The 25,237-nt window shown below is 60.3% G+C and carries 30 protein-coding genes; 26 read left to right on the top strand and 4 right to left on the bottom strand.

The features are described from left to right. The first annotated feature begins 268 nt into the window (after window positions 1–268). The 22 genes from V7S54_RS00965 to V7S54_RS00860 all read left to right on the top strand — a co-directional run bounded on the left by V7S54_RS00965 (window position 269) and on the right by V7S54_RS00860 (window position 18,828). Window positions 269–907, top strand: coding sequence for a P27 family phage terminase small subunit (locus V7S54_RS00965; protein WP_336407993.1), 639 nt, complete (start codon window positions 269–271; stop codon window positions 905–907). A gap of 9 nt (window positions 908–916) precedes the next feature. Next, on the top strand, window positions 917–2,665 hold the full coding sequence (locus V7S54_RS00960; RefSeq protein WP_336407992.1) for a terminase large subunit: 1,749 nt from the start codon (window positions 917–919) through the stop codon (window positions 2,663–2,665). A 2-nt stretch (window positions 2,666–2,667) separates the two neighbouring features. Continuing rightward, window positions 2,668–3,903 (top strand): phage portal protein, encoded by a 1,236-nt coding sequence (locus V7S54_RS00955; protein WP_336407990.1) that lies wholly within the window; start codon window positions 2,668–2,670, stop codon window positions 3,901–3,903. Continuing rightward, complete coding sequence (locus tag V7S54_RS00950; RefSeq protein ID WP_336407989.1) at window positions 3,854–4,735, top strand: head maturation protease, ClpP-related; 882 nt, start codon at window positions 3,854–3,856, stop codon at window positions 4,733–4,735. Before V7S54_RS00955 ends, V7S54_RS00950 begins: the two co-directional genes overlap by 50 nt. A 9-nt stretch (window positions 4,736–4,744) precedes the next feature. Then, window positions 4,745–6,013 (top strand): phage major capsid protein, encoded by a 1,269-nt coding sequence (locus tag V7S54_RS00945; protein WP_336407988.1) that lies wholly within the window; start codon window positions 4,745–4,747, stop codon window positions 6,011–6,013. A 74-nt stretch (window positions 6,014–6,087) separates the two neighbouring features. Continuing rightward, complete coding sequence (locus V7S54_RS00940; protein WP_336407987.1) at window positions 6,088–6,549, top strand: hypothetical protein; 462 nt, start codon at window positions 6,088–6,090, stop codon at window positions 6,547–6,549. 45 nt (window positions 6,550–6,594) lie between these two features. Beyond that, complete coding sequence (locus V7S54_RS00935; protein WP_336407986.1) at window positions 6,595–6,891, top strand: hypothetical protein; 297 nt, start codon at window positions 6,595–6,597, stop codon at window positions 6,889–6,891. A 5-nt stretch (window positions 6,892–6,896) separates the two neighbouring features. After that, window positions 6,897–7,502 carry a head-tail connector protein gene (locus V7S54_RS00930; RefSeq protein ID WP_336407985.1) on the top strand — a complete coding sequence of 202 codons (606 nt, stop codon included), beginning with the start codon at window positions 6,897–6,899 and terminating at the stop codon, window positions 7,500–7,502. A 1-nt stretch (window position 7,503) separates the two neighbouring features. Further along, window positions 7,504–7,824 (top strand): phage head closure protein, encoded by a 321-nt coding sequence (locus V7S54_RS00925; protein WP_336407984.1) that lies wholly within the window; start codon window positions 7,504–7,506, stop codon window positions 7,822–7,824. Beyond that, window positions 7,824–7,958, top strand: coding sequence for a hypothetical protein (locus V7S54_RS00920; RefSeq protein ID WP_336407983.1), 135 nt, complete (start codon window positions 7,824–7,826; stop codon window positions 7,956–7,958). Before V7S54_RS00925 ends, V7S54_RS00920 begins: the two co-directional genes overlap by 1 nt. Before the next feature lie 191 nt (window positions 7,959–8,149). Then, window positions 8,150–8,605, top strand: a complete 456-nt coding sequence (locus V7S54_RS00915; protein ID WP_336407982.1) for an HK97-gp10 family putative phage morphogenesis protein — start codon at window positions 8,150–8,152, stop codon at window positions 8,603–8,605. A 3-nt stretch (window positions 8,606–8,608) separates the two neighbouring features. Then, window positions 8,609–9,001: a DUF3168 domain-containing protein gene (locus V7S54_RS00910; protein ID WP_336407981.1), complete on the top strand. Its 393-nt coding sequence runs from the start codon at window positions 8,609–8,611 to the stop codon at window positions 8,999–9,001. Between the two features lie 13 nt (window positions 9,002–9,014). Beyond that, window positions 9,015–9,704 carry a phage tail tube protein gene (locus V7S54_RS00905; RefSeq protein WP_336407980.1) on the top strand — a complete coding sequence of 230 codons (690 nt, stop codon included), beginning with the start codon at window positions 9,015–9,017 and terminating at the stop codon, window positions 9,702–9,704. Between the two features lie 9 nt (window positions 9,705–9,713). Next, the gene (locus V7S54_RS00900; protein ID WP_336407979.1) at window positions 9,714–10,085 is read left to right on the top strand and encodes a hypothetical protein; all 372 of its coding nucleotides are present in this window, start codon (window positions 9,714–9,716) and stop codon (window positions 10,083–10,085) included. 152 nt (window positions 10,086–10,237) lie between these two features. Next, window positions 10,238–10,393, top strand: coding sequence for a hypothetical protein (locus V7S54_RS00895; RefSeq protein ID WP_336407978.1), 156 nt, complete (start codon window positions 10,238–10,240; stop codon window positions 10,391–10,393). 3 nt (window positions 10,394–10,396) lie between these two features. Further along, window positions 10,397–12,307 carry a hypothetical protein gene (locus V7S54_RS00890; protein ID WP_336407977.1) on the top strand — a complete coding sequence of 637 codons (1,911 nt, stop codon included), beginning with the start codon at window positions 10,397–10,399 and terminating at the stop codon, window positions 12,305–12,307. Further along, window positions 12,307–13,029, top strand: a complete 723-nt coding sequence (locus tag V7S54_RS00885; RefSeq protein WP_336407976.1) for a hypothetical protein — start codon at window positions 12,307–12,309, stop codon at window positions 13,027–13,029. Before V7S54_RS00890 ends, V7S54_RS00885 begins: the two co-directional genes overlap by 1 nt. 2 nt (window positions 13,030–13,031) lie before the next feature. Continuing rightward, window positions 13,032–13,613 (top strand): transcriptional regulator, encoded by a 582-nt coding sequence (locus V7S54_RS00880; RefSeq protein WP_336407975.1) that lies wholly within the window; start codon window positions 13,032–13,034, stop codon window positions 13,611–13,613. Continuing rightward, the gene (locus V7S54_RS00875; protein ID WP_336407974.1) at window positions 13,610–14,008 is read left to right on the top strand and encodes a DUF6950 family protein; all 399 of its coding nucleotides are present in this window, start codon (window positions 13,610–13,612) and stop codon (window positions 14,006–14,008) included. Before V7S54_RS00880 ends, V7S54_RS00875 begins: the two co-directional genes overlap by 4 nt. After that, window positions 14,005–16,188, top strand: coding sequence for a hypothetical protein (locus V7S54_RS00870; protein WP_336407973.1), 2,184 nt, complete (start codon window positions 14,005–14,007; stop codon window positions 16,186–16,188). The genes V7S54_RS00875 and V7S54_RS00870 overlap by 4 nt, the downstream gene beginning before the upstream one ends. A 55-nt stretch (window positions 16,189–16,243) precedes the next feature. Continuing rightward, a complete protein-coding gene (locus V7S54_RS00865; protein ID WP_336407972.1) occupies window positions 16,244–18,529 on the top strand; it encodes a hypothetical protein in 2,286 nt (761 codons plus the stop codon). A 14-nt stretch (window positions 18,530–18,543) separates the two neighbouring features. Then, complete coding sequence (locus tag V7S54_RS00860; protein WP_336407971.1) at window positions 18,544–18,828, top strand: hypothetical protein; 285 nt, start codon at window positions 18,544–18,546, stop codon at window positions 18,826–18,828. Here the strand turns inward: V7S54_RS00860 and V7S54_RS00855 are convergent. Continuing rightward, the gene (locus V7S54_RS00855) at window positions 18,797–19,723 is read right to left on the bottom strand and encodes a glycosyltransferase family 2 protein (protein WP_336407970.1); all 927 of its coding nucleotides are present in this window, start codon (window positions 19,721–19,723) and stop codon (window positions 18,797–18,799) included. The genes V7S54_RS00860 and V7S54_RS00855 overlap by 32 nt on opposite strands. Window positions 19,724–19,808: 85 nt before the next feature. After that, entirely contained in the window at window positions 19,809–20,519 is a 711-nt protein-coding gene (locus tag V7S54_RS00850; protein WP_336407969.1) for a hypothetical protein, read from the bottom strand. 92 nt (window positions 20,520–20,611) lie between these two features. On the opposite strand from V7S54_RS00850, the gene V7S54_RS00845 reads away from it, so the two are divergent. Genes V7S54_RS00845 through V7S54_RS00830 form a run of 4 tightly spaced genes read left to right on the top strand, consistent with a single transcriptional unit; the run spans window position 20,612 to window position 22,414 of the window. Further along, the gene (locus V7S54_RS00845; protein WP_336407968.1) at window positions 20,612–21,574 is read left to right on the top strand and encodes a peptidoglycan-binding protein; all 963 of its coding nucleotides are present in this window, start codon (window positions 20,612–20,614) and stop codon (window positions 21,572–21,574) included. Further along, window positions 21,574–21,855, top strand: coding sequence for a hypothetical protein (locus V7S54_RS00840; RefSeq protein WP_336407967.1), 282 nt, complete (start codon window positions 21,574–21,576; stop codon window positions 21,853–21,855). The genes V7S54_RS00845 and V7S54_RS00840 overlap by 1 nt, the downstream gene beginning before the upstream one ends. Then, on the top strand, window positions 21,746–21,997 hold the full coding sequence (locus V7S54_RS00835; RefSeq protein WP_336407966.1) for a hypothetical protein: 252 nt from the start codon (window positions 21,746–21,748) through the stop codon (window positions 21,995–21,997). The genes V7S54_RS00840 and V7S54_RS00835 overlap by 110 nt, the downstream gene beginning before the upstream one ends. Before the next feature lie 48 nt (window positions 21,998–22,045). Continuing rightward, complete coding sequence (locus tag V7S54_RS00830) at window positions 22,046–22,414, top strand: hypothetical protein (protein WP_336408058.1); 369 nt, start codon at window positions 22,046–22,048, stop codon at window positions 22,412–22,414. Window positions 22,415–22,417: 3 nt separating this feature from the next. On the opposite strand, the gene V7S54_RS00825 is transcribed toward V7S54_RS00830, so the two are convergent. Further along, entirely contained in the window at window positions 22,418–23,266 is an 849-nt protein-coding gene (locus V7S54_RS00825) for an HNH endonuclease signature motif containing protein (protein ID WP_336407965.1), read from the bottom strand. 282 nt (window positions 23,267–23,548) lie between these two features. After that, window positions 23,549–25,153 (bottom strand): AAA family ATPase, encoded by a 1,605-nt coding sequence (locus V7S54_RS00820; protein WP_336407964.1) that lies wholly within the window; start codon window positions 25,151–25,153, stop codon window positions 23,549–23,551. Between the last annotated feature and the right edge of the window lie 84 nt (window positions 25,154–25,237).

Below are 25,237 nucleotides of genomic sequence, written 5' to 3'. Positions count from 1 at the left end.
AGACTCGAGCAGCTCTATGCCCACGGTCGGATAGGTCTCAACGACCTGTGGCTCAACAGCGAAGTTGCGATCCGGACCGCGCAGGGTTTGCGATGCGATGAGGTCGACCCTTGATCCTGCACGGGGAGGGGGGAGGGTAAAAGTCTCAGACCCCTCCCTTCCTGACCGGCGGCCTCACAACAAAAAAAACGGCGCGATATTTTTGGCGATAACTTTTTTTTCGGGACCGGGCGGGGCGGTTGGCCGACGAGCGGATGACTGATCGACCATGGGACGGCGCAAAGATGATCCGTTGTTGCAGGCTGCGAAGGGCTATCCCGGTCGCCGTCGTGGCAAGGTCGAAAAGGAAATCGAGGCGGCGGCCGAAGCGGCTGCCGCGCAGCCGGCAACCGCGGCAGACCCATTTCCGATACCCGATGAATTCCTGAAGGCGCCGGCCTACTGGAGTGTGGCGATTAAGGTCTGGAAGGAACAGTCCGAGGTGCTGCGCTCCGCCGGTCGTCGCCGACCAGGCTATCGCCGAGCGCTTGCCCGTTATTGCATGTGGAACCAGTTCTTCATCGCGGCCGGCGAGCAGCTGCGCAAGGATCTGCCGAAAGGCGGGGCCTCGATCAAGGTCAAGAAGGGTGACGGTGAGATCGTCATCCGAACACACCCGAACATCGACTTCATGGCGAAGGCTGAGACGGCGCTGCGCCTGCTCGATGCGGAGTTCGGTTTCACCCCAGTGCGCGACCAGGACCTGGTGCGCGTCGAATCCTTCAACGCCGGTCAAGGCAAGCTTCCGCTCGGTGGCACCCATCCATCGCAACCGGCGAGGGCCGCGCCAAACGCTGGCCCGGTCGCGGACCCAATGGACTTGATGAACGGGAGCGACAGCCCGCCGCCTGGAATGCGAACGCAGTAAGGAGCCGACATGGCCGCGCCGTATCCGCTGGCCATGCCCTATCCCGACTGGCTGGCAGAGGTCGCCGACGATCCCGCCTATGCATGGGCGGTCTCGGGTTGGGACCGAGCCGCGGCGGTGCCTGGTGCGTGGTTCGATCATGCCAAGGCCGACAAGGTCGTCGAACGCTGGTCGGAAATCTTCCGGCTCACGAACGACCGCTTCAAGGGCGTTCCGTTTCGCCTGGTGAAGTGGCAGGCGATCGGCGTTCGGTTGCTGGTCGGCTGGAAGAAGCCGATCGAGGTTATCGATCCGGCCACGCACCTGCCGGCGATCGAGCATGTCCGCGTGTTCAAGCGCCTGGATCTCTGGATTCCGCGCAAGAACGGCAAGTCGGAGTTTCTCGCGGCGCTCGCCGTGCTCTTCTTCGTTCTGGAGAAGGTGAATGGGGCGGAAGCCTACGTCTTCGGGCGCAACGAAGATCAGGGTCGCGTTCCTTTCGGGAAGATGCAGGACATTATCCGTGAAGCCGTAGGGCTGATGGAGGATGTGCAGGGCAACGAACGGATTTCGTTGCACGACAAAAGCATCTTTCTGCGCGAGACGACATCGCTCTGCCAGCTGCTCACAGGTACGCCGGACGGGAAGCACGGCCGCTCGCCGACCGTCATCGTCGGCGACGAAATCCACGAATGGAAATCACGCGATCTCGCCGACAACCTGAGGCAGGGGACCGGCGCAAGACTGCAGCCGATCGAGCTTTACGCATCGACGGCGGGTCGCAAGCAGAACCTGACGGGCTTCGAGTGGTTCGAAGAGTCGATGGCCATCATGCGCGGCGACCTCGATGACCCGTCAACGCTGGTCGTCTTCTTCGGTATCCAAGAGGACGACGACTGGACCGACGAGGCGGTCTGGCGGAAGGCAAACCCGAGCCTCGGCCTGACGCCGACGCTTGATTACCTACGGACAGAGTTCAAAAAGGCCAAAGGACGGCCGGCGCAGGAAGCGATCTTCCAGTGCTATCACCTCAATCGTTGGGTCGACCAGCTTTCCGGCTGGATACCGCGCCCCAAATGGGCCGCGTGCTGCGCAGATCCGACGAAGCGTTTGTGGCGTGATCTTTGGAACCAGCACAAGGGGCGGAAGGCGTACGTCGCCTGTGACGTCTCATCGACGCAAGACTTGACCGCGCTTGTTGTCGTTATCCCGCCCGATGACGAGCACGAAAAGTGGGTGATCATTCCCCTCTTCTGGGTGCCTGAGGCGACGCTCGACGAGCGTGCGCAGCAGGACAAGCGGGTAAACTGGAAGCAATGGGTCGCCGACGAGGCGCTTCGGACCACGCCCGGTGATTCCGTCGATCAGAACTTTGTGAAACGGGCGATCCACGAGGCATTCAAGCATTTCGATGTTCAGGCGCTCGGCCTTGACCCTTGGAATGCTCAGAAACTGAAAGGCGACTTGCAACTCGACGGCCTGGATGCCGAGTTGCAGGTCGACATGCGTCAGGGTCATCAGACCTTGGGTGGGCCCACGAAGGAATTCGAGAGGCTCGTATTCGCCGGCAAGGTCGAGCATGGCGGCCATCCAGTTCTCGCTTGGATGGCAGGGCATTGCACGGTGCGGTTCGACGAGAACCTCAACTACGTGCCCAGCAAAAAGAAGTCTTTGGACAAGATCGACGGGATGGTGGCGACAGTGATGGGTATCGGTCTCGCGATGAGTGTTGAGGATACAAGCTCGGTCTATGACGAGCGCGGTTTTGAGGTGCTTTGACCGTGGACCTGTTTCGTTTCTTCCGGCGAGAGCCGGTCGCGGCCAGCGCCTCTGTTCAGAGCATCGGCGGCGGTGAGGCTTATAGCGTCACTGACCCAGCCTTTCTTGAGGCAATTCGCCGTGGTCTTTCGTCGAGCGGCCGCGACGTGCTGCTGAATGGAGCGATCAATCGTTCCGTTCGCCTGCTCTCTGAGAGCATCGGCATGCTGCCGATACACCTCCATTGGCAAGATGAGCAAAAGGGGAAGGCGACCGATCACCCCGTCTATCGGGTGCTGCACAAGAAGCCCAACAACTGGCAGACGCCCTATGAGTTCAAGCGTCTCATGCAAGCGGTGTTGCTGCGAAAGGGTGTGTCCTACGCACAGATTGTGAAGTCGCGCGGACAGGTTCTTCAGCTGCAGCCGCTCGCAAAGTTCAATGTGGACCCGCTCCAGAACGCCGACTGGTCAATCAGCTACAAGCTGACCTCGCCGAATGGTGTCACCAGTACGCTTCGGCAGGACGAAGTCTTTGTTTTGCGCGACATGGACATTGAGGATGGTGTTTGCGGTTCGTCCCGCGTCAGCCAAGCGAAGGATGCGATCGACTTGTCGAGGTCGATTAGAAGAGCAGCCCAAAAGCTATTTGACAACGGGCTTCATGTTGGCGGTTCGATTTCCTCGCCCACCAAATTGAGCCCTGAAGCAAGGGCCAACCTTAAGGCGTCCATGGCCGAGAAGACGGGCGCTGGGAATGCAGGAAAGTGGTTCCTCCTGGAGGAAGGGTTGGAGGCGAAGACCTTCGCGCAATCGCTTAGCGACAGTCTGCAGGTGGAGAATCTCGCCGCGCAAACGGAAGAGATTGCCCGGATCTTTGGCGTACCGCGCCCGCTGTTGATGATGGATGAAACGGCATGGGGCTCGGGTATCGAGGCGCTGGGGCAGTTCTTCGTTACCTACGGTCTCGCGCCCCAGTTTGTGAATTGGGAACAGGCGGTCGCCCGATCGGTGCTCACGGAAGATGAGACCGCAATCTACGAAGCCAAATTCAATGAGGCGGCGCTTTTGCGCGGTTCGCTGAAGGACCAGGCGGACTTTTTCGCGAAGGCTCTCGGGGCCGGTGGATCGCAGCCTTGGATGCGCGTCAATGAAGTCCGCTCTCTTTCCGAACTGCCGAAGGTCGACGGGTTCGACGTGATCCCGGAACGTGCAAATCAACCCGCTGGAGCGAAAAATGACCCTCAGAAAACTGCCTGAAGCGAAGACGTTTCAGCGTCCGCAGAACTTTCAGTGGGATGCGCCTTCGGATGTTCTCGCCAAGTGGGCGGAATTGCCGATGGCTGCTGCCAGCGACGAAGACAACACCATCTCGATGTTCGAAGTGATCGGCGAGGATTGGTGGACAGGCGGTGGCGTGACTGCCAAGCGGATCGCCGCCGCGCTGCGCACCATCGGCGATCGCGAAGTCACCGTGAAAATCAACTCCCCCGGCGGCGATATGTTTGAGGGGATTGCCATCTACAATCTCCTGCGCAGCCATCCGGCAAAGGTTACCGTCGAGGTGCTCGGCTGGGCCGCTTCAGCGGCCTCCATCATTGCCATGGCAGGCGACGAGATCCGGATGGGGCTGGGCACCTTCATGATGGTGCATAACGCATGGGGCGTCGTCGTTGGAAATCGCCATGACATGCGCGAGGCGGCGAAGCTGTTCGACGGCTTTGATGCCGCAATTGCGGATATCTACGAAGCGCGCACCGGCATGAACCGCAAAGATATCGAGAAGCTCATGGACGCTGAGACGTTCATGGGGCCGTCCGACGCCGTCGAGAAGGGTTTTGCCGACATTGTCGACAGCACTGTCGAAGCTGGCTCTGGCGATGCGAAGAATATGGACCGTGGGCTCATGGCCCGCCGTCAGACCGAAGCCGCGCTGGCGCGCGCCGGCTTTTCCAGAGACAAGCGTTCCGAGCTTCTGAATGAACTCGGAGCTTCAGCGGCCCCGCGTGATGCAAGCCGCAAATCCGCCGCGCGTGATGCAGGCAAACACGAAGCTGCCGCCCGGCAGCTTGTCGAGCTTTTCAAACTCTAGGAGATATCCATGAATATGGTTCTGAACAGCCGCGCGCGCGGCCTCGTCGGCGTGCGCGCAGATGCCGGCAATGCGCCGGCAATTTTCGAGGAACTGAAGAAGACGGTCGAGGCTTTCAAGGCCTCGCACGAGGAAGAGCTGAAGGGCATCAAGGCGAAGTTTGCCGATGTCGTCCAGGCCGAACAGGTAGCGAAGATCAATGCCGAGATCTCGACCCTGACAAAGGCGCTCGACGACTGCAATGCCCTCGTCGCGGCCTTGAAGATCGGCGGCGGTGGCGGTGACGCTTCCGATCCCGCGAAGAAGGAACATGCCGAGGCCTTCAACAAATGGTTCCGTCGCGGCGTGGACAACGGTCTCTCGGATCTCGAAGTGAAGGCGTCGCTGACGACGCAGTCTGATCCGGACGGCGGTTTCCTCGTGCCGACGGAAACCGAAAAAACGATCGACCGGGTTCTGGGCGTCGTTTCAGTTATGCGCCAGCTCGCGACCGTAATGCCGATCGGCACGAGCGAGTACAAGAAGTTCGTCAGCATGGGTGGTGCCGGCGCCGGCTGGGTTGGCGAGGAAGATCAGCGGCCGGAAACGGGTACGCCTACTCTCCGCGAACTCGTCTTCACCGTGATGGAAATGTACGCTAATCCGGCGACAACCCAGACGATGCTCGATGATGGCATCATCGATATCGCCGCCTGGCTTGCTGACGAAGTGCAGACTACGTTTGCGGAGCTGGAGGGCGCGGCCTTCATCTCTGGCAGTGGTTCGAAGCGTCCTCGCGGCATCCTCGCCTATGACGCCGTCGCAAATGCCAACTGGCAATGGGGCAAGCTCGGTTTCAGTGTGACTGGCGGCGCAGCAGGCTTTGCTTCGACCAACCCGGCGGATGCGTTCATCAAGCTCTATTACAGCCTCAAACAGGGCATGCGGAACAACGCTTCCTGGCTGACGTCTGATGGCGTCATGGAAGAGATCCGCAAGTTCAAGGACGGGCAGGGCAACTACCTGTGGCGGGCGCCAGATACTGCCGCCGGCGTCGCGACCATTCTCGAGAAGCCGGTGAACACGGACGACAACATGCCGGCGCTCGGGGCGGGTTCCTTCCCTGTTGCATTCGGTGATTTTAAGCGTGGCTACCTGATCCTCGATCGGCTTGGCATCCGCGTGCTGCGCGATCCCTATACCAACAAGCCGAAGATCCACTTCTACACGACGAAGCGTGTCGGCGGTGGTGTGGCGAACTTCGAAGCGATCAAACTGATGAAGGTGGCGGCAAGCTAAGCCCGCCCTCGATATCACTGCTCGGCGCATCAGCGTCGAGCTTTTCCCCTCTGCACTTCGAAAGGATCGGTCCCATGAAAGACCTGCATTCCAAGCTCTTCGCGACGCCCATCATCATGGCCGCGTTGAGCGCTGACAACACGCCCGCCACGCTCGACCTAAAGGGCTATGAGTCGGCTGTGATCCTGCTTGGCGTCGGTATCGGCGGCATCACCTTCGATGCAACCAACAAGATCGAGTTCAAGCTCACGCACGCCGACGACAAGGCAGACGGTTCGGCGCCGGATGCCGGCGACTACACTGCCGTCGACATCGACGACGTGCTCGGCGTCGCCAGCGTTGGCACCGGCGGCATCATCAAGGCGCTGGTCGCGGCGCACGCGGCGGCTGCCGCTTATCGCGTCGGCTACAAGGGCGGCAAGCGATGGCTCAAGCTGCTCGCCGACTTCAGCGGCACACATGGCGCCGGCACTCCGCTCGGCATCTTCCTGATCAAGGGCAACGGCTCGGACAATCCGCAGGCCGACCAGATCTGATCGTAACGGGCGGCGCAAGCCGCCCACATCTCAGGAGAGTAAGCCATGCTTGCGAAGGTGAAAGTAGCATTCCCTGGCGTGCCCGATGGGCTCGTGCATCCGCGAAACTTTGAGGTTGGCGATACCGTCGAGGGTGACCTCGCTGCAGTCGCTGTCGCTGAGGGCTGGGCCGAAGCCGAGGAGGGTGACGATAACGGCGCAGGCGGCGTTGCTCTCGACAAGATGAAGGTCGACGAGCTGAAGGCGCATGCCGCGTCTCTGAGCATCGACCTCGGGGAAGCAAAGACCAAAGCGGAGATCATCGCCGTCATCGTCGCGGCCGCAGCCGCATCAACCGAGTAAGATTCATGCACCGTCCCGTTCTTGTCACGCCGCCGGCAGATCTCGCCGTGTCGATCGAGGAAGCGATGCGGCAGTGCCGTATCAGTGCCGATGCTCTGGACCCTGTCGGTTTGACGGAAGTCCAGCAGCTGCTCGGCGCCTACATCCTTGCCGCGACCGAACATCTCGAAGGCTGGACAGGCATTCTGGGGCGGTGCCTGAAAACTCAGGTCTGGCGGCAGGATTTCGACGGGTTTGCCCGTTGCCTGCCGCTCGGCCTCGGGCCGGTCAGCGCGATCGGCTCGGTGACCTGGCTCAGCAGCGAGGGGCAGGTTTCGACCGTGACTCCTGGCGATTATGCGCTGGAGACGGATGGCGGCGGCCGCAGTGCCGTTCGGTTCCGCAATGCCTGGTCGATGCCGGGCGATCTCTTCGAGACCGCTGCTGTTTCTGTCACCTATACGGCAGGCAGTGATAGCGTGCCGGTTCCGATCCAGCAGGCCATCCTTCTTTCTGTCGGCGCCTGGTATGAAAACCGGGAAGAGACCGTGGTCGGTACCAATGTTTCGAGCCTGCCGGCAAGCGTTGCTATGGACCGGCTGCTCGCACCTTATCGGCGGGTGGGTCTCTGAGATGCGCGCAGGGAAACTGGATAGGCGCGTCGTAATTCTCCGCGAGCTGGAAACCGGTCGCGACGAGGTCAACCAGCCGATCATTGAATGGGTCGCTGTCGCCACCGTCTGGGGGCAGCTCGCGCCCGATCGCGGCGCGGAACGCTTCGAGGCACAGCAGCTGACCGGATCGGAGAACGCGACGTTCCGGATCGGCTATCGCGGTGACGTCACGGTGAAGGATCGCGTGAACTGTGAGGGGCGCACCTGGGATATCCTCAGCGTGCGCGAGATCGGTCGCCGCGTCGGAACTGAGTTCGATGTGACGGCGAGGGCAGATTGATGCTCGTGCGCTTCCTGCGGCGGTTCTTCCTGGGGCGGCTGTATTTCGAGTACCGGCTCGGTCGCGATCTCGCAGAAGACCGGCGCCGCGCGTGGCGCGTTGCCTGGAATATGGCCTGTTGGGCTTCGATGTGAGGTTTGGAAATGGCCGAGATATCGACGTTGAAGCTTTCCGTTCAACCGAAGTGGTGGGTTCGCCCCTTCCTGACAGCCGCGTACTTTCCTGCGTTCTTGCTTATCGTTTTCAGCAATGAAACGCGCGTCGACGCCTTTGTGGACTGGGTTGGCGGGTTTGTCGTACGACACGGCGTTTCAGTGAGGGTGCAGTGAGAGGGTCGAAGGTCAAGGTTGAGGGCCTGCGGGAGTTGGAGAAAGCTCTCCGCGATCTCGGTAAGGTCACCGCTCGCAACGTCGGCCGTCGTGTTCTCACGAAGGCGGCGGAGCCAATCGCGGATGCCGGGCGTGCGAATGCGCCGCTGGGGCCGACCGGCAACCTCAAGGATTCCTACGGCGTCGGCACGAAGCTGACGCGCCGGCAGTCGAAGCTTAACCGAAAGCAAAGCCCGGTCGAGGTCTATGCCGGGCCGAATGATCCCGCGGCCGTGCAGACCGAATTCGGCAACGAGCACCAGGCGGCCGAACCGCACCTGAGACCCGCCTGGGATGCAAATAAGGACAGGTCGCTCGGCATCATCAAGACCGAGCTTGTGACCGAAATCGAAAAGGCGACGGCGCGCGCGCAGCGCAAGGCCGAACGCGAAGCCCGGAAACTCGGCGGCTAATCCATGGAAGAAGCATTGACGGCACTTCTGCTCGGCGATCCCGCCGTGGGGCGGCTGGTTGGCGACCGCATCCATTGGGGCAGGGCGCCGCAGGGTGTGAAGCCTGACTATCTGGTGCTCCAGACGATTGGCGGCAGCCCTGATTATCACACTCAGGGTGCCTCCGGTCTCGTCGACCAGCGGGTACAGTTCGACGCCTACGCCGAAACCTATCTGGCGGCAAAGCGGATTTCCGAAGCCGCGGGGCGCGTTCTTTCCGGCTACCGCGGCGCGGTTGCGGGGGTGCAGATCAAGGGCGGCTTCATCGACAACTTCCGCGACCTTCCAACTGAAACCGACGTCAAGAAACTTTTCCGTCGATCGGCGGACATCATCATCTGGCACTCACGCCTCTGAAAGGGAGCCTGTCATGGCAGACACGCAAGCATCCATTGGTTACGGCATCACCTTCGAGATGGCCGATCTCGCAACCCCGACGGTATTCACCTACATCGCCGAACTGAACGATATGACGCCGCCGTCGGAGGAAACCGACCAGGTTGATGCGTCGCATTTCCAGAGCCCGAACCGGACACGAGAGTTCATCGAAAGCCTGACGGATGCCGGCGAGGCCTCTTTCGAGATGAACTATGTTCCGGGCTCGGCGTCTGACAAGGCGCTGATCGCCTCCAAGGGCAAGCGCAAGTGGTGCCGCATCACGTTCCCGAACGGGGTGCAGATCCTCTTCGTCGGCAGCCGACAGACCTATGAGAAGGCGGCGCCGCTCGACGACAAGATGACGGCCACCGTCACCTTCAAGGTTTCGGGCGATCCGATCCAGACTGACCCGACCGCGCCCCGCAACCTCGTCGCTCCGACCGTTACCGGCACTGCGAAGGTGGGTGCGCCTCTGATCCTCGATCCGTCCATCTGGGCCGGCGCCGAGCGCTTCACCTTCCAGTGGAAGGCTGGCGGCGTGGCAGTCACCGGTGCGACGGGCACGTCCTATGTGCCCGTGACCGGCGATATCGGTGATACCATCACCTGCGAGATCACCGGCGCGAACGACAACTTCAACACGATGGTCGCGACCGCCGCGACTGCCGCTGTCGTTGCGTAAGGTCGGATCATGACCAACAGCGTGAAGGGTGTCGTCACCCGCGAAATCGACGGCAAAACCTACGGCTTCCGGCTCGGCACCAACGAATGGTGCGAGCTGGAGGATGCTTTGGGCAAGAGCACGACGGCGATTGTGCGAGACCTCGAAGCGATGGCGAAGGGCAAGGACGTCGATCAGCGTCTTTTCCGTGCCATCTTTCGGGCGGCTCTCAGCTACTCCGACCCGGAGGCAACGGCTCATGATGCCGGCAATCTGATGGAGGCCATGGGCCTTGAAAAGGCCGGGCTCCTCGTCGTCGAGGTCGTGCAACTCGGCATGCCGAAGCAGACGGCAGGGGCAAAGCGCCCCGCGGGAAAGCCGAAGCGGGTGGGGCGGCCCTAGACTGGGACGCTCTGCTCGCATCATGGGTCGAGGTCGGGCAGGACCCGGCGCTCTTTTGGAATCTCACGCTTCGCGAAATCGACATCATCGTTCGCGGGGCGGTCGCCGGGCAACGCAAGCGGCAGAATGAACTGCTCACCGCCGCCTGGTTCATGGCGAAGCTCAACGCCTATGCGCCGCAGAAGGCCAAAGACTTCGTCAAGCTGGAGAAGATCCTTCTCCGCGACGCTCCCACAAAAGCCGCGAAACCTCACTGGCGCGACGTGCTCGCGAAGATGAGCAGCTGGGCAAAGCCCAAACAAGGATAGCCTATGAACTCGGTCATCGGTGCGCTGCGCGTCGTGCTCGGTCTCGATACGGCGGCATTCGAGAAGGGTGCGGCCGGGGCACCGCGCACCCTGTCGAAGCTCGGCAAGAGTTTGCAGAACTTCGGCGCGTCGATGACAACCTATGTCACGGCGCCGCTCGCTGCGGCCGGGGGCGCGATCACGGCCGCGCTTTCCGGCATCTCCAGCGATATCAGCCAGCTCCAGAACTCGGCGAAGGTGGCAAACGCCGGCTTCGAAGAGTTTCAGAAACTGGCGTTCGCCGCCAAGTCGGTCGGTATCGAGAGCGACAAGCTCGGCGATATCTATAAGGACGTGAACGACAAGGTCGGCGACTTCCTGCAAAACGGCGGCGGGGAGATGGCGGACTTCTTCACCAACATCGCGCCGAAGGTCGGCGTGACGGCGGAAGCGTTCCGCAATCTCTCTGGCCCGCAGGCCTTGCAGCTCTACTATGACAGCTTGCAGAAGGCCGGTCTCAGCCAGGCGGAAATGACCTTCTACATGGAGGCGGTTGCCGACGAAGCGACGGCGCTGATCCCGCTTTTGCAGAACGGCGGGGCGGAGTTCACTCGCCTCGGCGATCGGGCTGTCGAGCTGGGCGCAGTCTTTTCCGGGGACACGGCCGCTGCAGCTGCGAAGTTCAATACCTCCATGACCGAGCTTGGGGCGTCGCTGCGCGGCCTTGCTGTGGTCATTGCCAACAGCGGGCTGATCGAATGGGTGACGCAAGCCGTGCAGGGCATCACTGTCTTCGTGCAGCAGCTCGCGCAGACGAACCCGGAAATCGTCAAATGGGGCGCGATCGTCGGCGGGCTCGCTGCCATCATCGGTCCGGTCGTTGCGGCGCTCGGCCTGATGGTGAGCGCGATTGCTGCCATCGGCGTGCCGATCGCGGCGGCCGTTGCCGGGATTGTTGCGTTGACGGCGGCGATCGTCGCCTTCTGGCCGGAGATCCAGGCGGCGTGGGACTGGGTGAAGAAGATCACCGCCGCCTTCGTCGAGCTGCATACGCAGGCTCTGACCGCCGTCATTCAGAAATTTGGGGAGTTGCGCACGGCGATCGTTGCCGCGCTGGCCGGTCTCGGTCAGGAGATCCTGGCGACCTTCCAGGCACTGCCGGCGCAGATGATGCAGATCGGTTCGGATATCATCAGCGGTCTGTGGCAGGGCATCAAGAACAAGTGGGAAGAGCTAAAGGGTGGCGTCGCCGAGATCGCCTCTGGGATCAAGGACACCTTCACCGGCTTCTTCGATATCCACTCGCCGTCGCGTGTCATGCATGAGGTCGGCACGAACATCATGCAGGGCCTCGGCAACGGCATGAGCGACATGCAGGGCAGTGTCGTCGGCGTCGCCGGCGGCGTTGCCGGAGGTATCAAGTCCGCCTTCGACGGCATCCAGGATGTTGGGACTGGCGTCGGGAACGGCATCAGCAGCATGTTCGACGGCATCGGGTCGTCGCTTGCTGAAGCCATCAAGGGCACGAAGGACTGGCGCGACGTGGCTCTGGACGCGTTGCGCAGCATCGGCTCCAGCCTGTTGCAGACGATGAGCTTCGGTGGCGGTTTCGGCGGTGGGCTGCTCAAGGGTCTGCTCGGCGGGCTTATGGGCTTTGCCAATGGCGGGTCGTTTCAGGTCGGCGGCGCCGGCGGCATCGACAGCCAGCTCGTTGCCTTCCGTGCGAGCCCGAATGAGACGGTCAGCATCACCAAGCCGGGGCAGACTGCCCGCAGTGGCTCCAACTATTCACCCGTCTACAACATCGACAACCGGGGTGCGGCACCTGAAGCAGTGGCGCGCCTGGAGCGATGGATGACAGAGCGTGACAGAACGGAAAGCAAGCGCGTGGCCGGATACCAGCACGCGGCTTCGACCCGGAATACGAGGGCCTAATGGCGAGACTGATATCGATGCCGGTCGGCCTCGTTCCGCGTGCGATGACGCCGCTTAGCGGACCTCGCGCCGTGGGCGGTGCGAGCAACACCTCGATCGGCAACTTCATGCAAACGGTGGCGTCGCCCTTCGGCGCCTGGCGCTGGCAGTTCACGTTCCCGGTTTCGAAGGATGCGAAGTTTCGCAGGTATCGGGGTTGGGCCACGGCGTTGCATGCCGGCGCCAATGCGACGCGCGTTCCCTTCGGTGATCCGGACATGATGACGTTGCTTGAGGCGGGGCTTTCGGCATCGCCGACGCAGGAACGTTTCGGCCTGCCTTGGAGTCATGGCGAGGCTTGGTCGAATGGGCAGAACTGGCAGATTACGGCGCCGAACGTGAAGCTTGCCGCCGCTTCTACTTTCGATGCCACGATCATTCGCCTCGAAGATCAGTTCTGGGGGCATCGCCTTCAGATGGGTGATTACCTCGGCTTCTTCCCGCTGCACTTCGGGCTCTACACCGTGACCGAAGAGCGGGGAGACGGCGAGTACCGGATCTGGCCGCCCCTGCGCAAGGCGCTGGCAGTGGATGATTTCGCGACGCTCTATCCCACGATGGTAATGCGGCTCGAAAGTGAGGATGCGGCCTCGGCCGTCCGGAATGTCGGTTTCGCCGAAGAGGCGACGGTAACGCTCGTCGAGGTCTTCGATTACGACGTGCGCCAGTATTTTGCGGATTGATCATGGCGGGTTCGTTTTCTGAAGACGAGCTGGCGTTTCTGCGCCAGCCGCACATCGCGCGCGCCTGGTTCGCCGATCTCGACCTGCCGGATGGGCGCTGGAGACTGCACAACGGCGTCGGCCGGAAGAGCATAGGTGGTTTCGAATGGTCCGGTATTTCTGATCCGCTCGGCCGGCAGCTCGTTTCGATCAGCGCCGTCGAAGATCCGCGCTTCGGTCAGGCGGCAAAGGTCGATGTCGTCATTGCCGGCGTGAACCTCGATTTCCTCCGTTCGGTCAAGGATCTGGGACGTGAGATCGAGGGACGCGTTGCGGACGTTTATTGGTGCGCCTTCGACCAGGAGACGCAGGAGGTCTGGGCCTCGGGGCTGAAGAAGCTGTTTCCAGGCTACCTCTCGGCGCCGAAGATTCGCTGGTCGGGGCTCGGGGCGCGCACGGTCTCGATCACCATCGAAAGCCTCTGGCATTCGCAGAACTATCCCTTCGGCGGCAAATGGAGCCCGGCCGACCAGCAGGCGCGACATCCGGGTGACAAGGGTCTGGGATTCGTCGGCGTCAAGGTACAGGAGATCATCCGCGCATGATCGACATCGATGCCGAGCTTCGCGCCTACATCGAGGCCGCCAACGATGCACCGGTTGAATGGGGCGTCTCTGACTGCTCGTCCTGGTCGGCAGGATGGGTGGCGAAAGTGACCGGTGAGCCGGTGCCAATGCCGCCGTGGCATAGCGCTGATGAAGCCTATGCACTGATTGCCGAGGCCGGCTCGCTCGACGCGCTTTGGCGCGATGCCCTGGCGACGCGGGGCCTTCGCGAGACGGGCGACCCTGACGTTGGTGACGTGGGCATTATCGATACTGGCCGTTTCGGTCAGGTCGGCGGGATCTTCCTTGCCGGCGAATACTTTGCGTGGCGTGCCGAGAAAGGCACGCGCTTCCTTGTTCCTCGCCGTATCGTCCGGTCCTGGTCTATCCGATGACATTCAAACGATCTGCTCTTCTTGCCGGCGTCGCCTATGCCGCGATGACGGCGCATGCCCATGCCGCGCCGGCTGCGTTGATCACGCCGATCTGGGGTTTCCTGCTTTCGAGCACGGCGATCCCGGCCGCATTGACGGGCACGATCGCGACCATTGCCGCGAATGCGCTCGTCGTCGGCGCCGTTGCCGGTGCGCAGTTGCTCGGCCGTCAGCGCCAGACGGGCAAAGTCAAGGCGGCCGATGCGAAGAGCACGTTCGAGACTGGCGAAAGCTCCGTGATCGAGGGGCTCGGGCGCGTGCGGGTCGGCGGTCTGAAGGCCTTCGGCAATACGGATGGCTCGACCAGGTGGCGGCTCGTCTGCCGACTGCAAGGACCGATTGATGCGGTGGAAGCCTATTTCGTCGGCGGACGCGAGGTGACCGTCGATCCGGACGGCAAAATCTCGTCACCGCCGTGGGCGACACCCGGCGGCTCTTGGATGCGGTGGGAGGATAAGAAGGGGACGGGCGCGGAGACGGCATGGCCGGCTCTCACAGCGGCCTTTCCGACGCTCTGGACCTCGGCACATCGGGTGCGCGGCATCGCGCAATCGCTGGTGACCTTCTTCAATCCGGGGCTGACCGAGCCGAAGTACCTGACGCTTTATCAGGGTGGCGTGCCAGATACGGAATGGGTGGCGCGCGCTTCCCTCGTTTTCGATCCGCGCGACGAAACGCAGGATGCGAACAATCCCGCGACCTGGAAGTGGAGCGAGAACGGCATTCTCGGGCTGGCGCATGTGTTGCGGCGTGATCCCGCTTTTGTCTCCGATCGTTTCGACTGGCCGTTGATCGTGACGCAGGCCGTGAAGGCTGACGTCAACGTTGCCACGAAAACCGGCACTGAGAAGCGTGCGCGCATCGGCGGAATGTGGGCTTGGGAAGGCGCGCGGCGCGACACCCTGCAGGACATGCTGGATTCGGTCGGCGCCGAGATCCGGATGACGGCGGCCGGCAAGATCTGGTTCGAGCTGATCGACGATGACCCCGTTTCCGAACTCCGCCTTGGACCCCGCGATATCGTCGATCTCGACTGGGCATCCGGGCCTGAAGCGGTGGAGCGGCCGAACATCTGCCGGATCTCCTACTTTTCGCCGGAACGCAATTATGAGATCGCCGACATCGACATGACCGGCATCGCGTGGGCGCGCATTGATGACGAGGTGACGCGCTACGGCCCGAAATATTTCGATGTGGAGCTGTCGTTCTGCCCTTCGGCCAGCCAGGCGCAACGCATCGCCCGTCGCCGGTTCTTGCTGGCGCGCGGCGATACCGGTGTCGCCCAGACGAACATGGCAGGGCTTGCGGCCTGGGGCACCTTCTATGGTGAGGTTGAGCTACCGGATCTCGGCGACGTCGAGAAGGTCAGGTTCTCGCCGCCGCGCGTCGACGACAGTCGCGGCATGGTCGAGGTTCCTTTTGCCGTCTGGCCCGCACTCGAACTATGGAACCCGGCGACAGACGAGGCGGCCGCTCCAGACCAGATACCGGAAATGGAATACGAAAGCACCTTGCCGACACCAGGGGCGCCGACGGCTGCGATCCAGATCACATACCCGGTCGGCGGCGCCAAGGAAATCCGGGTTGCCTACGCACTTCCCGGCGTGCCGCGCACCGCGGTCGAGGCGAACTATCGCGTTTATTCTGGTGGCTTGCCCGGCACCTGGCTGGGCATGACGGAACAGTTCAACTTCGCCTATGCGCCGGCCGACGTCTTCGGCAGCGAAATCGATGCACGTGTTCGCATCTTCAATGGTGACGACGGGAGCTACTTCTCGCCGTTGCTGCACATGACCGTTGCTGTCGACAACACGCCCTGCGGACAGCCGATCGTGCTTTCCGGTGGCACGACCGGCGGCAGCACTGGTGTCGGTACACTCGATGTCGTGGTCGAAGCCTTGGAGCTGTGGTGCGCATCGATCCGTCTCGATCGCCGAGTGAACACCGGCAGCGGGTACGGCGGCTGGGTGACGATCAGCGAGCAGAATGCCCTTCCGGGGCAGGATCTGACGTTCAACAACAGCTATTCGAACATGTTTGGTCCTCAACACACTGTCCAGTGGCGGCTGGTCACCCGGACCACGGGTGGCGTCGATGGCAACCCGCGCACCTATACGCTGGACGTTTGGGACAACAGCTGACCTGAAGCCTCCAGTCTGGGCCTCCAGCGATACCAGTCAAAAATCGGAGAATTGAATGTTCACGAAGACGGCGAACGATACCTTTGCGCCCTATGACATTGCTGGAAACCCGCGGGAGATCGTGCCTCAGGACGCGCAGGTCTGGGGCACGGAGGTAGAGCGGGGCTTTCTCGCCTTCCAGGCGGGCGGCGGCATCGTGTTTCCGAGCAAGTCGGCGATGGATGCGGCGCTTACCTACAACGCCAATCAGATGGCGTGGGTGATCGGCGATGTCGTCGTTGGCAACAATGGCGTTTACCGCAAGATCGGTGCCTCCGGCTCGGGTTCGTGGGTGCGCATGGGCGACCTGCCGTATTCGTTCATTGTCGCGTCCGACGCCGGCGCCGGCACGGCGAACGCCATCCAGGCGACCACGAGCATCCCGGTCAGCAGCTCGGCGCTGATCTGGATGAATATCTTTGAGGCGAACACGGCCTCGCCGGTGACCGTATCCTTCAACGGCGGCGCCGCGCTGACGATCAAGACGAACAGCGGCGGAAATGTTGCGGCCGCTGGCTTGAAAGCGGGCATGATCATTCTCGGCATTGTGTCTGGTGCAACGTTTCGGCTCGTCAGCGACCAGGCGAGTAGCGCAGTTCTCGCAGGCGCCGAGGCGGCCGCGACGGCGGCCGCGGGAAGCGCGACGGCTGCCGCAAACAGTGCTTTTGCGGCGTCCAACAGCGCAAACGCGGCTGCTGCAAGTGCGGCCGCAGCTGCGGCAAGCGCGTCGCTGATTGCCTCGCGCACCCTGACCGCAGGGGCGGGCCTGACGGGCGGCGGCGATCTTTCCGCCGACAGAAGCTTCGCGCTCAGTGGGGCGTCCATCGCGTCCCTCGCCAAAGCGGATAGTGCCGTTCAGCCGAATACGAACCCTTCGCTTTCTGGAGTGACTGTCAGCCGTACCGGCTCCGGCCAAACCCTTTTGTTCATTAACGGCGATGCTGGCCAGCCCAAGCGGATCAACTTCGCCAGCGGCGGCGCGGACAGGTGGCGCCTCCAGAACAACGCGTCGGATAACCTGGACCTGGTGCGCGTCAGCGACTCTGCCGTTTCCACGGTGACGTTGAGCGTCAACCGGACAACCGGCGTTGCCAACTTCGAAGTGCGGCCGACGGTCGCCGGCGCTCAAGTTGCGCTGCTCTCGGACATGGCGACGGGGTCTTACAAGGGTGTCTGGAACGCGAACACCAACAGCCCGACGATTGTCTCAAGCACGGGCACCAATGGTGACTATTACATCGTCGGCACGGCCGGCACGACGAACATCAATGGCACCGCCTCTTGGGCGGTCGGAGACACGATCCGCTTCAACGGCACGGTCTGGCAGAAGATACCAAGCGCCTCGGCGGTTTCATCGGTGTTTGGTCGGACCGGCGGTGTCAGTGCGGCATCCGGAGACTACACCTCTGCTCAGATCACGCACGGCGCGGGGTCGGTATCGAGCAAGTTTGCGGCGATGGATGCTGGATTGCCGAACCTCAGCGCCAGCGTTCAATCAAGTGGGACGCCTGGCCTCGACAATTCGAACTGGTTTATTTGGAACAAAAAGCCAAGCTTCGACAGCCAGTCCACACTTCGCGTCGATCGCCACGTCATTGACGGGTCAGGCGGCATTGATACCTTCACGTATAGCGCTTTGTGGGTTCTTGCCACGTCCGCACCCACCGGCGCTGGATACGAGTGGGCGCACAAGGTCGAGTTCCACAACAAGACTGCCAAGACTTCCGCTGCGCAGAACCTCGCCTTCAATGCCACGACGTTCATCGATAATGAAGCTGTTGAAGTCGGCAGAACGTGGTCCTCGAACCTCAACATCGATGATCGGCAAGGTGTGCCGAACCCGACCTTGGGCCGGGTTGCGGTAGAGATCGACAACTATTGCCTACCTACGGGCGGCGGCGACACCAACAGGGCACGCGTCGGAATTCAGCTCGCCTTCGGAGTTGGAACGAACGAGACGCCAAGTGCGGGCAACCCGCTCCACTTTGGACGCGGTTTCTTGATCGGCCACAACCAAGCGAATGTGATTGTTGACCGGCTTATGGAGGTCAGTGGGCCGGGTTCGTACGAAATTGGTTTCGACACGTCTGCAGCCACCTTCACTAAGCCAGTCCTGTTTATGGCTGAAAACCAGCGGATCGCGTTCGATGGCAACACTGCTGGGGGCCATAATCGCTCACTCCGATATCAATCTGGCTACCTCGTCTACGAAACGAACACGGGACAAGCGTTCCGCTTCGCCGACAACGGCAATCTCTACATCACCGGCAACGTCTTCAGAAACGGCGTTCCACTACCCTAAGAAAAGGACTTGAGATGAAGACTGTTAAATTCCCGGTATTGTCGATTTTCAATGCCAGAGATCAGTTGCGCACGATTATTGCTGACGGGCCGAAAAGCACGGGCTACTCCATTTCGGAAGTCCGCGCCGCGGTGAAGGTTTTGGACAAGCTTGATGAAGCGCCGGCAGATGCGACGGCCATCGAACTGGAAGATGCGGAGCATGCTTTTGTCCTAGCCCGCGTGAAAGATGTCAGTTGGACCATTGCTCACGCCGATATCATCGCCTTCACCGAAGCGATTGAAAATCCGGCGTCGTGACGCTTCGCCGCGTTTGCCATTGATCAAAGATTCTCTCGGCGGCGGAATAGGCAAAGAAATAGGGATGGTGCGGCGTCATGATTTGGCGCCGTAATTCCCTATCAACTACGGCGTCAAACCGGCGAATAGCGGTGTCTACACACTGGTTCTGATCCAGCTGGGCAAAACGAGAAAAACTATCATCTCTTGGCTTGCCGGGGTGTCCAATGGGCACATTTGCATCGCCTCGCCGCATCCTAAGCCGAAATTCGGCGAAGGTTTTACACTGATAGTGATTAATCTGAATGCCGTCGTGGCAAACACGTAGGGATGCACCATCTACCAGTGTCTCAAAATCCGAGAAATCCGACAGGCAGCGTCGACCATCCGCGACGATGTTGTGCACCGCTACTCGCGTAACTCGGGTGCGGCGGCCGATTGACTTGAAATGTCGATTGTTGTCCCAGTCACGCAGTGCGGCGGCGGAGAACGCTCGGGTAACTAAAGGATAGTCTGCTGACTGTCTCCCGCCTGATCCGAAGCCGGCCCAGTTGATGTGAACGGTCGACACGTCGTCCGGAACTGTCATCAGCCAGGCCGGCAAAGTGTTGGCCGCTAGTGGAACGATAAATTCGTCGATGTCTATAAAGCTGATCCACTCGGTCGAAGCTTTATCGAGTGCATCTTGATAGGCGGAGACTTGGGGGGATATGCCTTCTCTGGATGGCCAACGTATCCAGGCGATACGCTGGTCCGACCGAGATATCCGCTCCAAGAATTCTTCCTGTAGGTCCTCAGTGTCGTTGCTGTAGACCAAAATCCGTGAAACACCGATCGCAAGATGATACGCGATCCATTCAGAAAGGTATCGAGCCTCATTTTTGGCAATTGCGGCGATCGTAATGTCGTTTCTCATGCAGGTGCTCCATCCCGATAAGAGTAACTTATCTTTGGTTGCATCTGCCAGCCCCTTTCGGAACTGACCCATTAGGTCGCGGTGCCTAGCTTTGCCTGCCAACAAAGACGTACGCTTCTGGCTCGTCCAAACCTAAGGGAAGGGGGTGTCGGAGCTGACCGCTCTCGCCTGTCAGACCGATGACCGCGACGCGCCCAATTTCGTTTGTTCTTGGAAAGATACCCGCGAAAAAGGGATGGTCCGTGGGGATCATTTCACCCTCGTCGTTTTTCTGGAGCAATGTCAGATGAAATCCCTCAAGTAGAAACGCATCGGGCACCTCCAAGACAACGTATGGTGCAAAGCCCTCGTCGTGAACGATCTTAGGCAAATCCCCCAGCTTCCAACCGACTTTTGCTGCGAGGATGGGAAGGTATGCAGCGATGGTATCGTAAAGGTCGAATGACCCAAAACGTTGGTTTGAAGCCACAATATATTTTCGGTGGTATCGGATGGATTTGTCTTCGATAAACTCGAAAGCAATTCCAGCCGTTATCTCAATCTGCAGCTTTGGGTCTTTTCTAATCCGGTGCTTCTTGGTGTTGGCAACGTCGCCGAGTTTGCTCTGGAGTTCCTTAGCGATTGCATCCGTCCACTTGAAGTCAGGGAAGATCTCCGTGAAATGGAAGGCGCTTATGGCGGCGTCTTGCCCAGCCGATATCGTGTCAGAGAGTTTGATATCTTCGATTGTTCTCGAAATGATCTGCGAGTGGAATTTCAGGCAGGGCTTTAAGACGTTCTGAAGAAAGTCGTTCATCGGCATTACCTAAACCTCCCCTCGGAATGACGCGTGTCCCGCCTAGCGTCGCGGTCTAATCTTTCGTTCTCAGAAAAAATCAGGAGTCTCAGATGAGCGCAATCTCGGCGCAACAAATTCGCATGGCCGCGAAAGCGCCGGTCAATGATGCCAACCTGAAATCCGTCCTGGTCGCGCTTGATCGTTACGGCGACATGTTCGGGCTCGATAAGCCGCATCGCCTGGTGCACTACTTTGCCCAGCTCGGGCACGAAAGTGCGGACTTCCGGTTCGATCGCGAGCTTTGGGGACCGACGCCGGCGCAGCAGCGCTACGATACCCGCACCAATCTCGGTAACACGCCTGAGCGCGACGGCGACGGAAAGAAGTATGCGGGCCGCACAGCCATGCAACTGACCGGCAAGTACAATTACGGGCTCTTCCGCGATTGGTGCCAGCGGCAGGGGCTCGATTGCCCGGACTTCGTTGACGACCCGGACGCCGTCAACCGCGATCCGTGGGAAGGGCTCGTGCCGATCTTCTATTGGAGCGAACGCGACCTTAACCGATGGGCCGACCAGGGCGACGTCGAGACGATCACGAAGAAGATCAACGGTGGCAAGAACGGTTTTGCCGATCGCGTCGACAGGTTCGCGCGCCTGGCGCTGGTCGTTCTCGGCTACCGGCCGGACAACATCAGGCAATTCCAGGCGGACAATCGCCTCGATGTCGACGGCGATGTGGGACCGAAGACGCGCGCGGCTTTGCATAAGCGCCTCGTCGCGCTGGTGCCCGGCGAGGCTGACAAACCGGAAGTGAAGGTGGCGCCTGTCACAGAAACCATCGTGCCGCCTGCCGTCGAGACCGAAGTGAAGAAGAAGACGAACCTTTGGGGCTGGCTCTTCGGTGGTGCGTCGGCGGCCGGCACGGGGATTTCCGCGCTTGCTGGCGCCAACTGGCAGACGGTGCTTGCGATCGGCGGCGTTGGCCTCGTCGCGATCGGCGTCGGCCTGGTGCTGCGGCATCAGATCATCGCGGCCGTTCGCGACATCAAGACGGCGATCGAGGGAGCGTGATGTTGAAGATCCAGTTGGCCGCCGGGGGAGTGGTCGGTGGCCTTATCGTCTTCCTCGCCATGCAGACGGTCAACGGCGTCTGGCTGCTGCCTGCCGCGAGGGAACAGGGCAGGGCGGCGGAGCGCGTCGAAGCCCAGGCCGCCACCACGAAAGCAATCGGAGAACTAACCAATGCAGCGGATCGCGCTCGCGTTAATCGCCGCCTTTGTCTTGAGCGGGGCTGGCTGTACCTCAACGGCACGGGTCAATGCGTCGAAAGAGCAACTCAACCTGGCGGCTAGGGCAGTCGTCGGGACTTCGCTTATCGGCGCGCGCGGCGCGACGCCGTCCGACCAGGACAGGATCGACGACACAGTCGCGGGGATATGCGGCGCCCGCATCTGGACGAAGGAAGAATGCAGCGCTCACGACGCTGCGCGATGATCAGCAATTTGCATCGAGGGGCAAAGGGTGAGCAACGGGAACGAAGAGATGGTCAGCGTTCGAGCACCAGCCTGGAAGTGGGAATGGAACCTAAATACCGTGGTCATTCTGCTCGGCTTCGCCGGCGGGCTGGTCGCGTGGGGTGCGACATGGGAACGTGTCAGCGGCAACCAGGATGCTCATGCTCAGTCACTCGACAAGCTGGACAAGCGGGTAACCGCCCTAGAGGCGACAATCCGGCAGCTCGACACGCACGAGCTCCGCATCACCTCTGTCGAGAAACAAGCCGCCGAGGCGGCGACCTCGATGCGAGCTGTCGAAAATACGCTAAATAGCCTGGCGACCGACATGCGTGTCACTCGGGAAATCCTTCAGCGGATCGAGGCGGGGCAACGCGAGGGACAGTTGCGGCGCTGATTTTTACCTGAACCCGAACAATGTGCCGCCTTCTGGACCGCACCACGTGATGCCACTCTTGTCAGGCCCTGGACCGGACAGGCGCATTGGCTTGCGGCCACGCGCACACATGAAAAAGGACTCTTGGGTTAGCACCATAGCTTCGTCATTGTTCGCCCAAATTCCCTTTACTCTTACCGTGCCGGGCTTGACGACCTCTATGTCAAGAATATGCGCTCGGTCGTCCGTCTGTGAAAATGTACTGTCTTTGCGGCCAATTTCACTCCATTGTGAAAGCAACCAGCCCGGGAGATAGGGCTGTCGTTTTGGAGCCGACGCGGCAATCCGTCCTGGTCTGAAATCGAGGCGGATCTCATTATCGTGGATCTCTCGCCTGACGTTGTTTTCGACGATCCGTAGGATCTGGTTTCCCGCAGCGTCCTGGTGCCGAGCCGACACTTGCAATATATCTCCGTCAAGTACCCTGATGCTAAGCTTGCTGAACTTACTCAAGTTAAACACTGAAACATTGTCGCGCTCTGACGCAACGTGGAAACTACCCGTCAATAGCCTCAATACAGAAGACGGCTCGACATAGAGAAAAGCGTCATCTGAATTCTTTGGTCGTTGGATGCCCTTCCAAGTGTAGAGTGTCTGATCTGACGCTTTCAGACGGCCATGATGAATATCATCATGGCACGCGGGGCAAACCGCGATCATGTGTTCGGCGTCATGCGCTTTGTACACTGCCCACGCTCGGATGTGATGGATCTCTAGGCGGCGGTTTGGGCATCCAGGGTTAGCGCACTTGCTCCCCGCCTTATCGATCAGCAGTTTTTTGATTGCCGCTGGTATTTTGCGTTGAGGCTGCAAAGTGTCGTTACCTAAAAAAAGATGACGCAACCAAAAGCGTTAATCAACGCTGTTACGATGTCAAGCTGAACGCCTTTAGCGTTCGCGCTTGCCAAACCTTGATCGTGTTCCCGTCGCTGTTTCGGCACTTCCCGCAAAATGTCGCAGAGCGTGAGACATCAGCGGCAAAAAAGATAACAAAACGACGTTCTGCCAGCGTGTCCCGCAAAACGGCAGGCGTTTGATTTTGGGCGCTTACCTTGCTTCGGCATGGGGCGCCATGTCGAAGGTCCTCACGGTCAGCTATAGAGCCTTAATTTTCGGCAAAACGGATTGTAGAGCGTCGCGCAGTTCCGGCGTATTGGTACTCCCCACCTTTCTCGCTATCCACGCTTCAAACTCGCTCTTGTTAGTGTTGCGGAACTGTTTGCCGACAAAGGTCAACATAAACTTCTCGTCAAGCCACTTGGCGATCTCGGCCAGATCCTTTTTTTCGATCGCGCCACGAATGCGGTCGGCATGCACTTTCGCTATCTCTTGGATGTCCAGTTCCTTGGTGTTCTTCTCGAAAGCAGCTGCTATCTCGTCAACGGTTTCCATGTCTGTGAAGTCAAGCGCCTTAACTGCGCGGTCGATGCGTCTTCGCAGGTAGCGCGCAATTGCTTTCGCTACGACCTTGTCCCCAGTGGCATTGAGGATTTCGTCGACGAGGGCCTTTGTACGGCGCGCGATCTCATCTCTGGGCAGTTCCTCAATTTTTCCAATCGCCTCAAGAACCGTAGGCAGCAAGAATAGGTTCTCGATCTCGGCCACCGGCAGTACCGCAATGCCAAGCTTTTCCAGAGACGTTTTGTCGCTCTCAGAATAGTCATCCGCGTCGACGATACCCGCGCACGTGATCCTTGTCAGGGAAGCGTTTGCTCTCATCGTCGCGACGGAGTGGATCACGTTTGCGCACCCGCCCCTAGGCAGAATTGTCCAGGTCGGATAGCAGGCCCTATAAATCGCGAGATCGAGGCTCGATTCCCCTCCTTCCACGAAGAGAATAGGACGGCGACTTCCCAATATGAGTGTGGCTGTTTCTTCATCGAATCCGCTCTCAGGAACAGGTTCGATCACCCACCCGGTCGCTGGATCATAGGCCCGAAGAACATACAAAGTGGCGACTTGCCCAGTCGCAAATTCAAGATCGTGTGTAATGACTATAAAGCCGCAATCTGGTCGCGCGGCCTCGATCTCACTCCACAGCTTACCCAGGATCGATCGATGAAGATGCAGTTCTGGTTCGTCAAAAATTAGCAGACTATCCGGTGCGGCTACGAGCGCTTGTCCCAAGAGGTAAAACGCCGCTCGTTCGCCGTCGCTCATATCTCGGCCACTGTACTCTGCGCCCGTACCTGCGACCTGCACGAGAACATTGTCGCCGGTTATTTTAAGTTTTCTGTGCGGGAGGACTCGGTCCCAGATATCTGCCAGTCTCTCGAACTTTGTGGGCTCGGCCGATGTTGCGCCACCGGCGCGGACACTCTTATGCGTAACAAGGGCGGTATTGGATTGCTCGGCAAATAGTGTCTGCAGCAGCGCGTCGAAGTCATTTAGGAGATGTGTCGCCGCGTTACTTCCATAGCGGCTGCCTGGCCTATGGTGGATGCTTACGCCATCAAAATAGGTACCGTATCTCAGGGTTTTGAGCGCTTGCCCTTCGCTGACCTTGGGCACGTCAGCGTTAAGGGTAAGCGCACGGTGCGCAGCTATCCGATGCGCTCGTTCACCCAGGGCTTCCTCTATCTCCGCTGCCAGTCGTGTCTTCCCGCTTCCGTTGGCGCCGACGAAAAACGTCGACGTGCCTTCCTCGACGGCCATTGCTTGCTTGCCGCTAGGTGTTCTCACATCGAAAGTGATTGTCATGCTTGTCGTCCCTCGCAGCTAAGGTGTGTCGACGCGAGTCCTTACCTGATCCAATCAATGGTTGAAAGTAGAGTCGCAAGGTTC

This window comes from Ensifer sp. CCNWLY38 (assembly GCF_037120565.1).
GTDB lineage: Bacteria > Pseudomonadota > Alphaproteobacteria > Rhizobiales > Rhizobiaceae > Ensifer > Ensifer adhaerens_H.
This window is presented reverse-complemented; position numbering and strand designations above follow the sequence as displayed.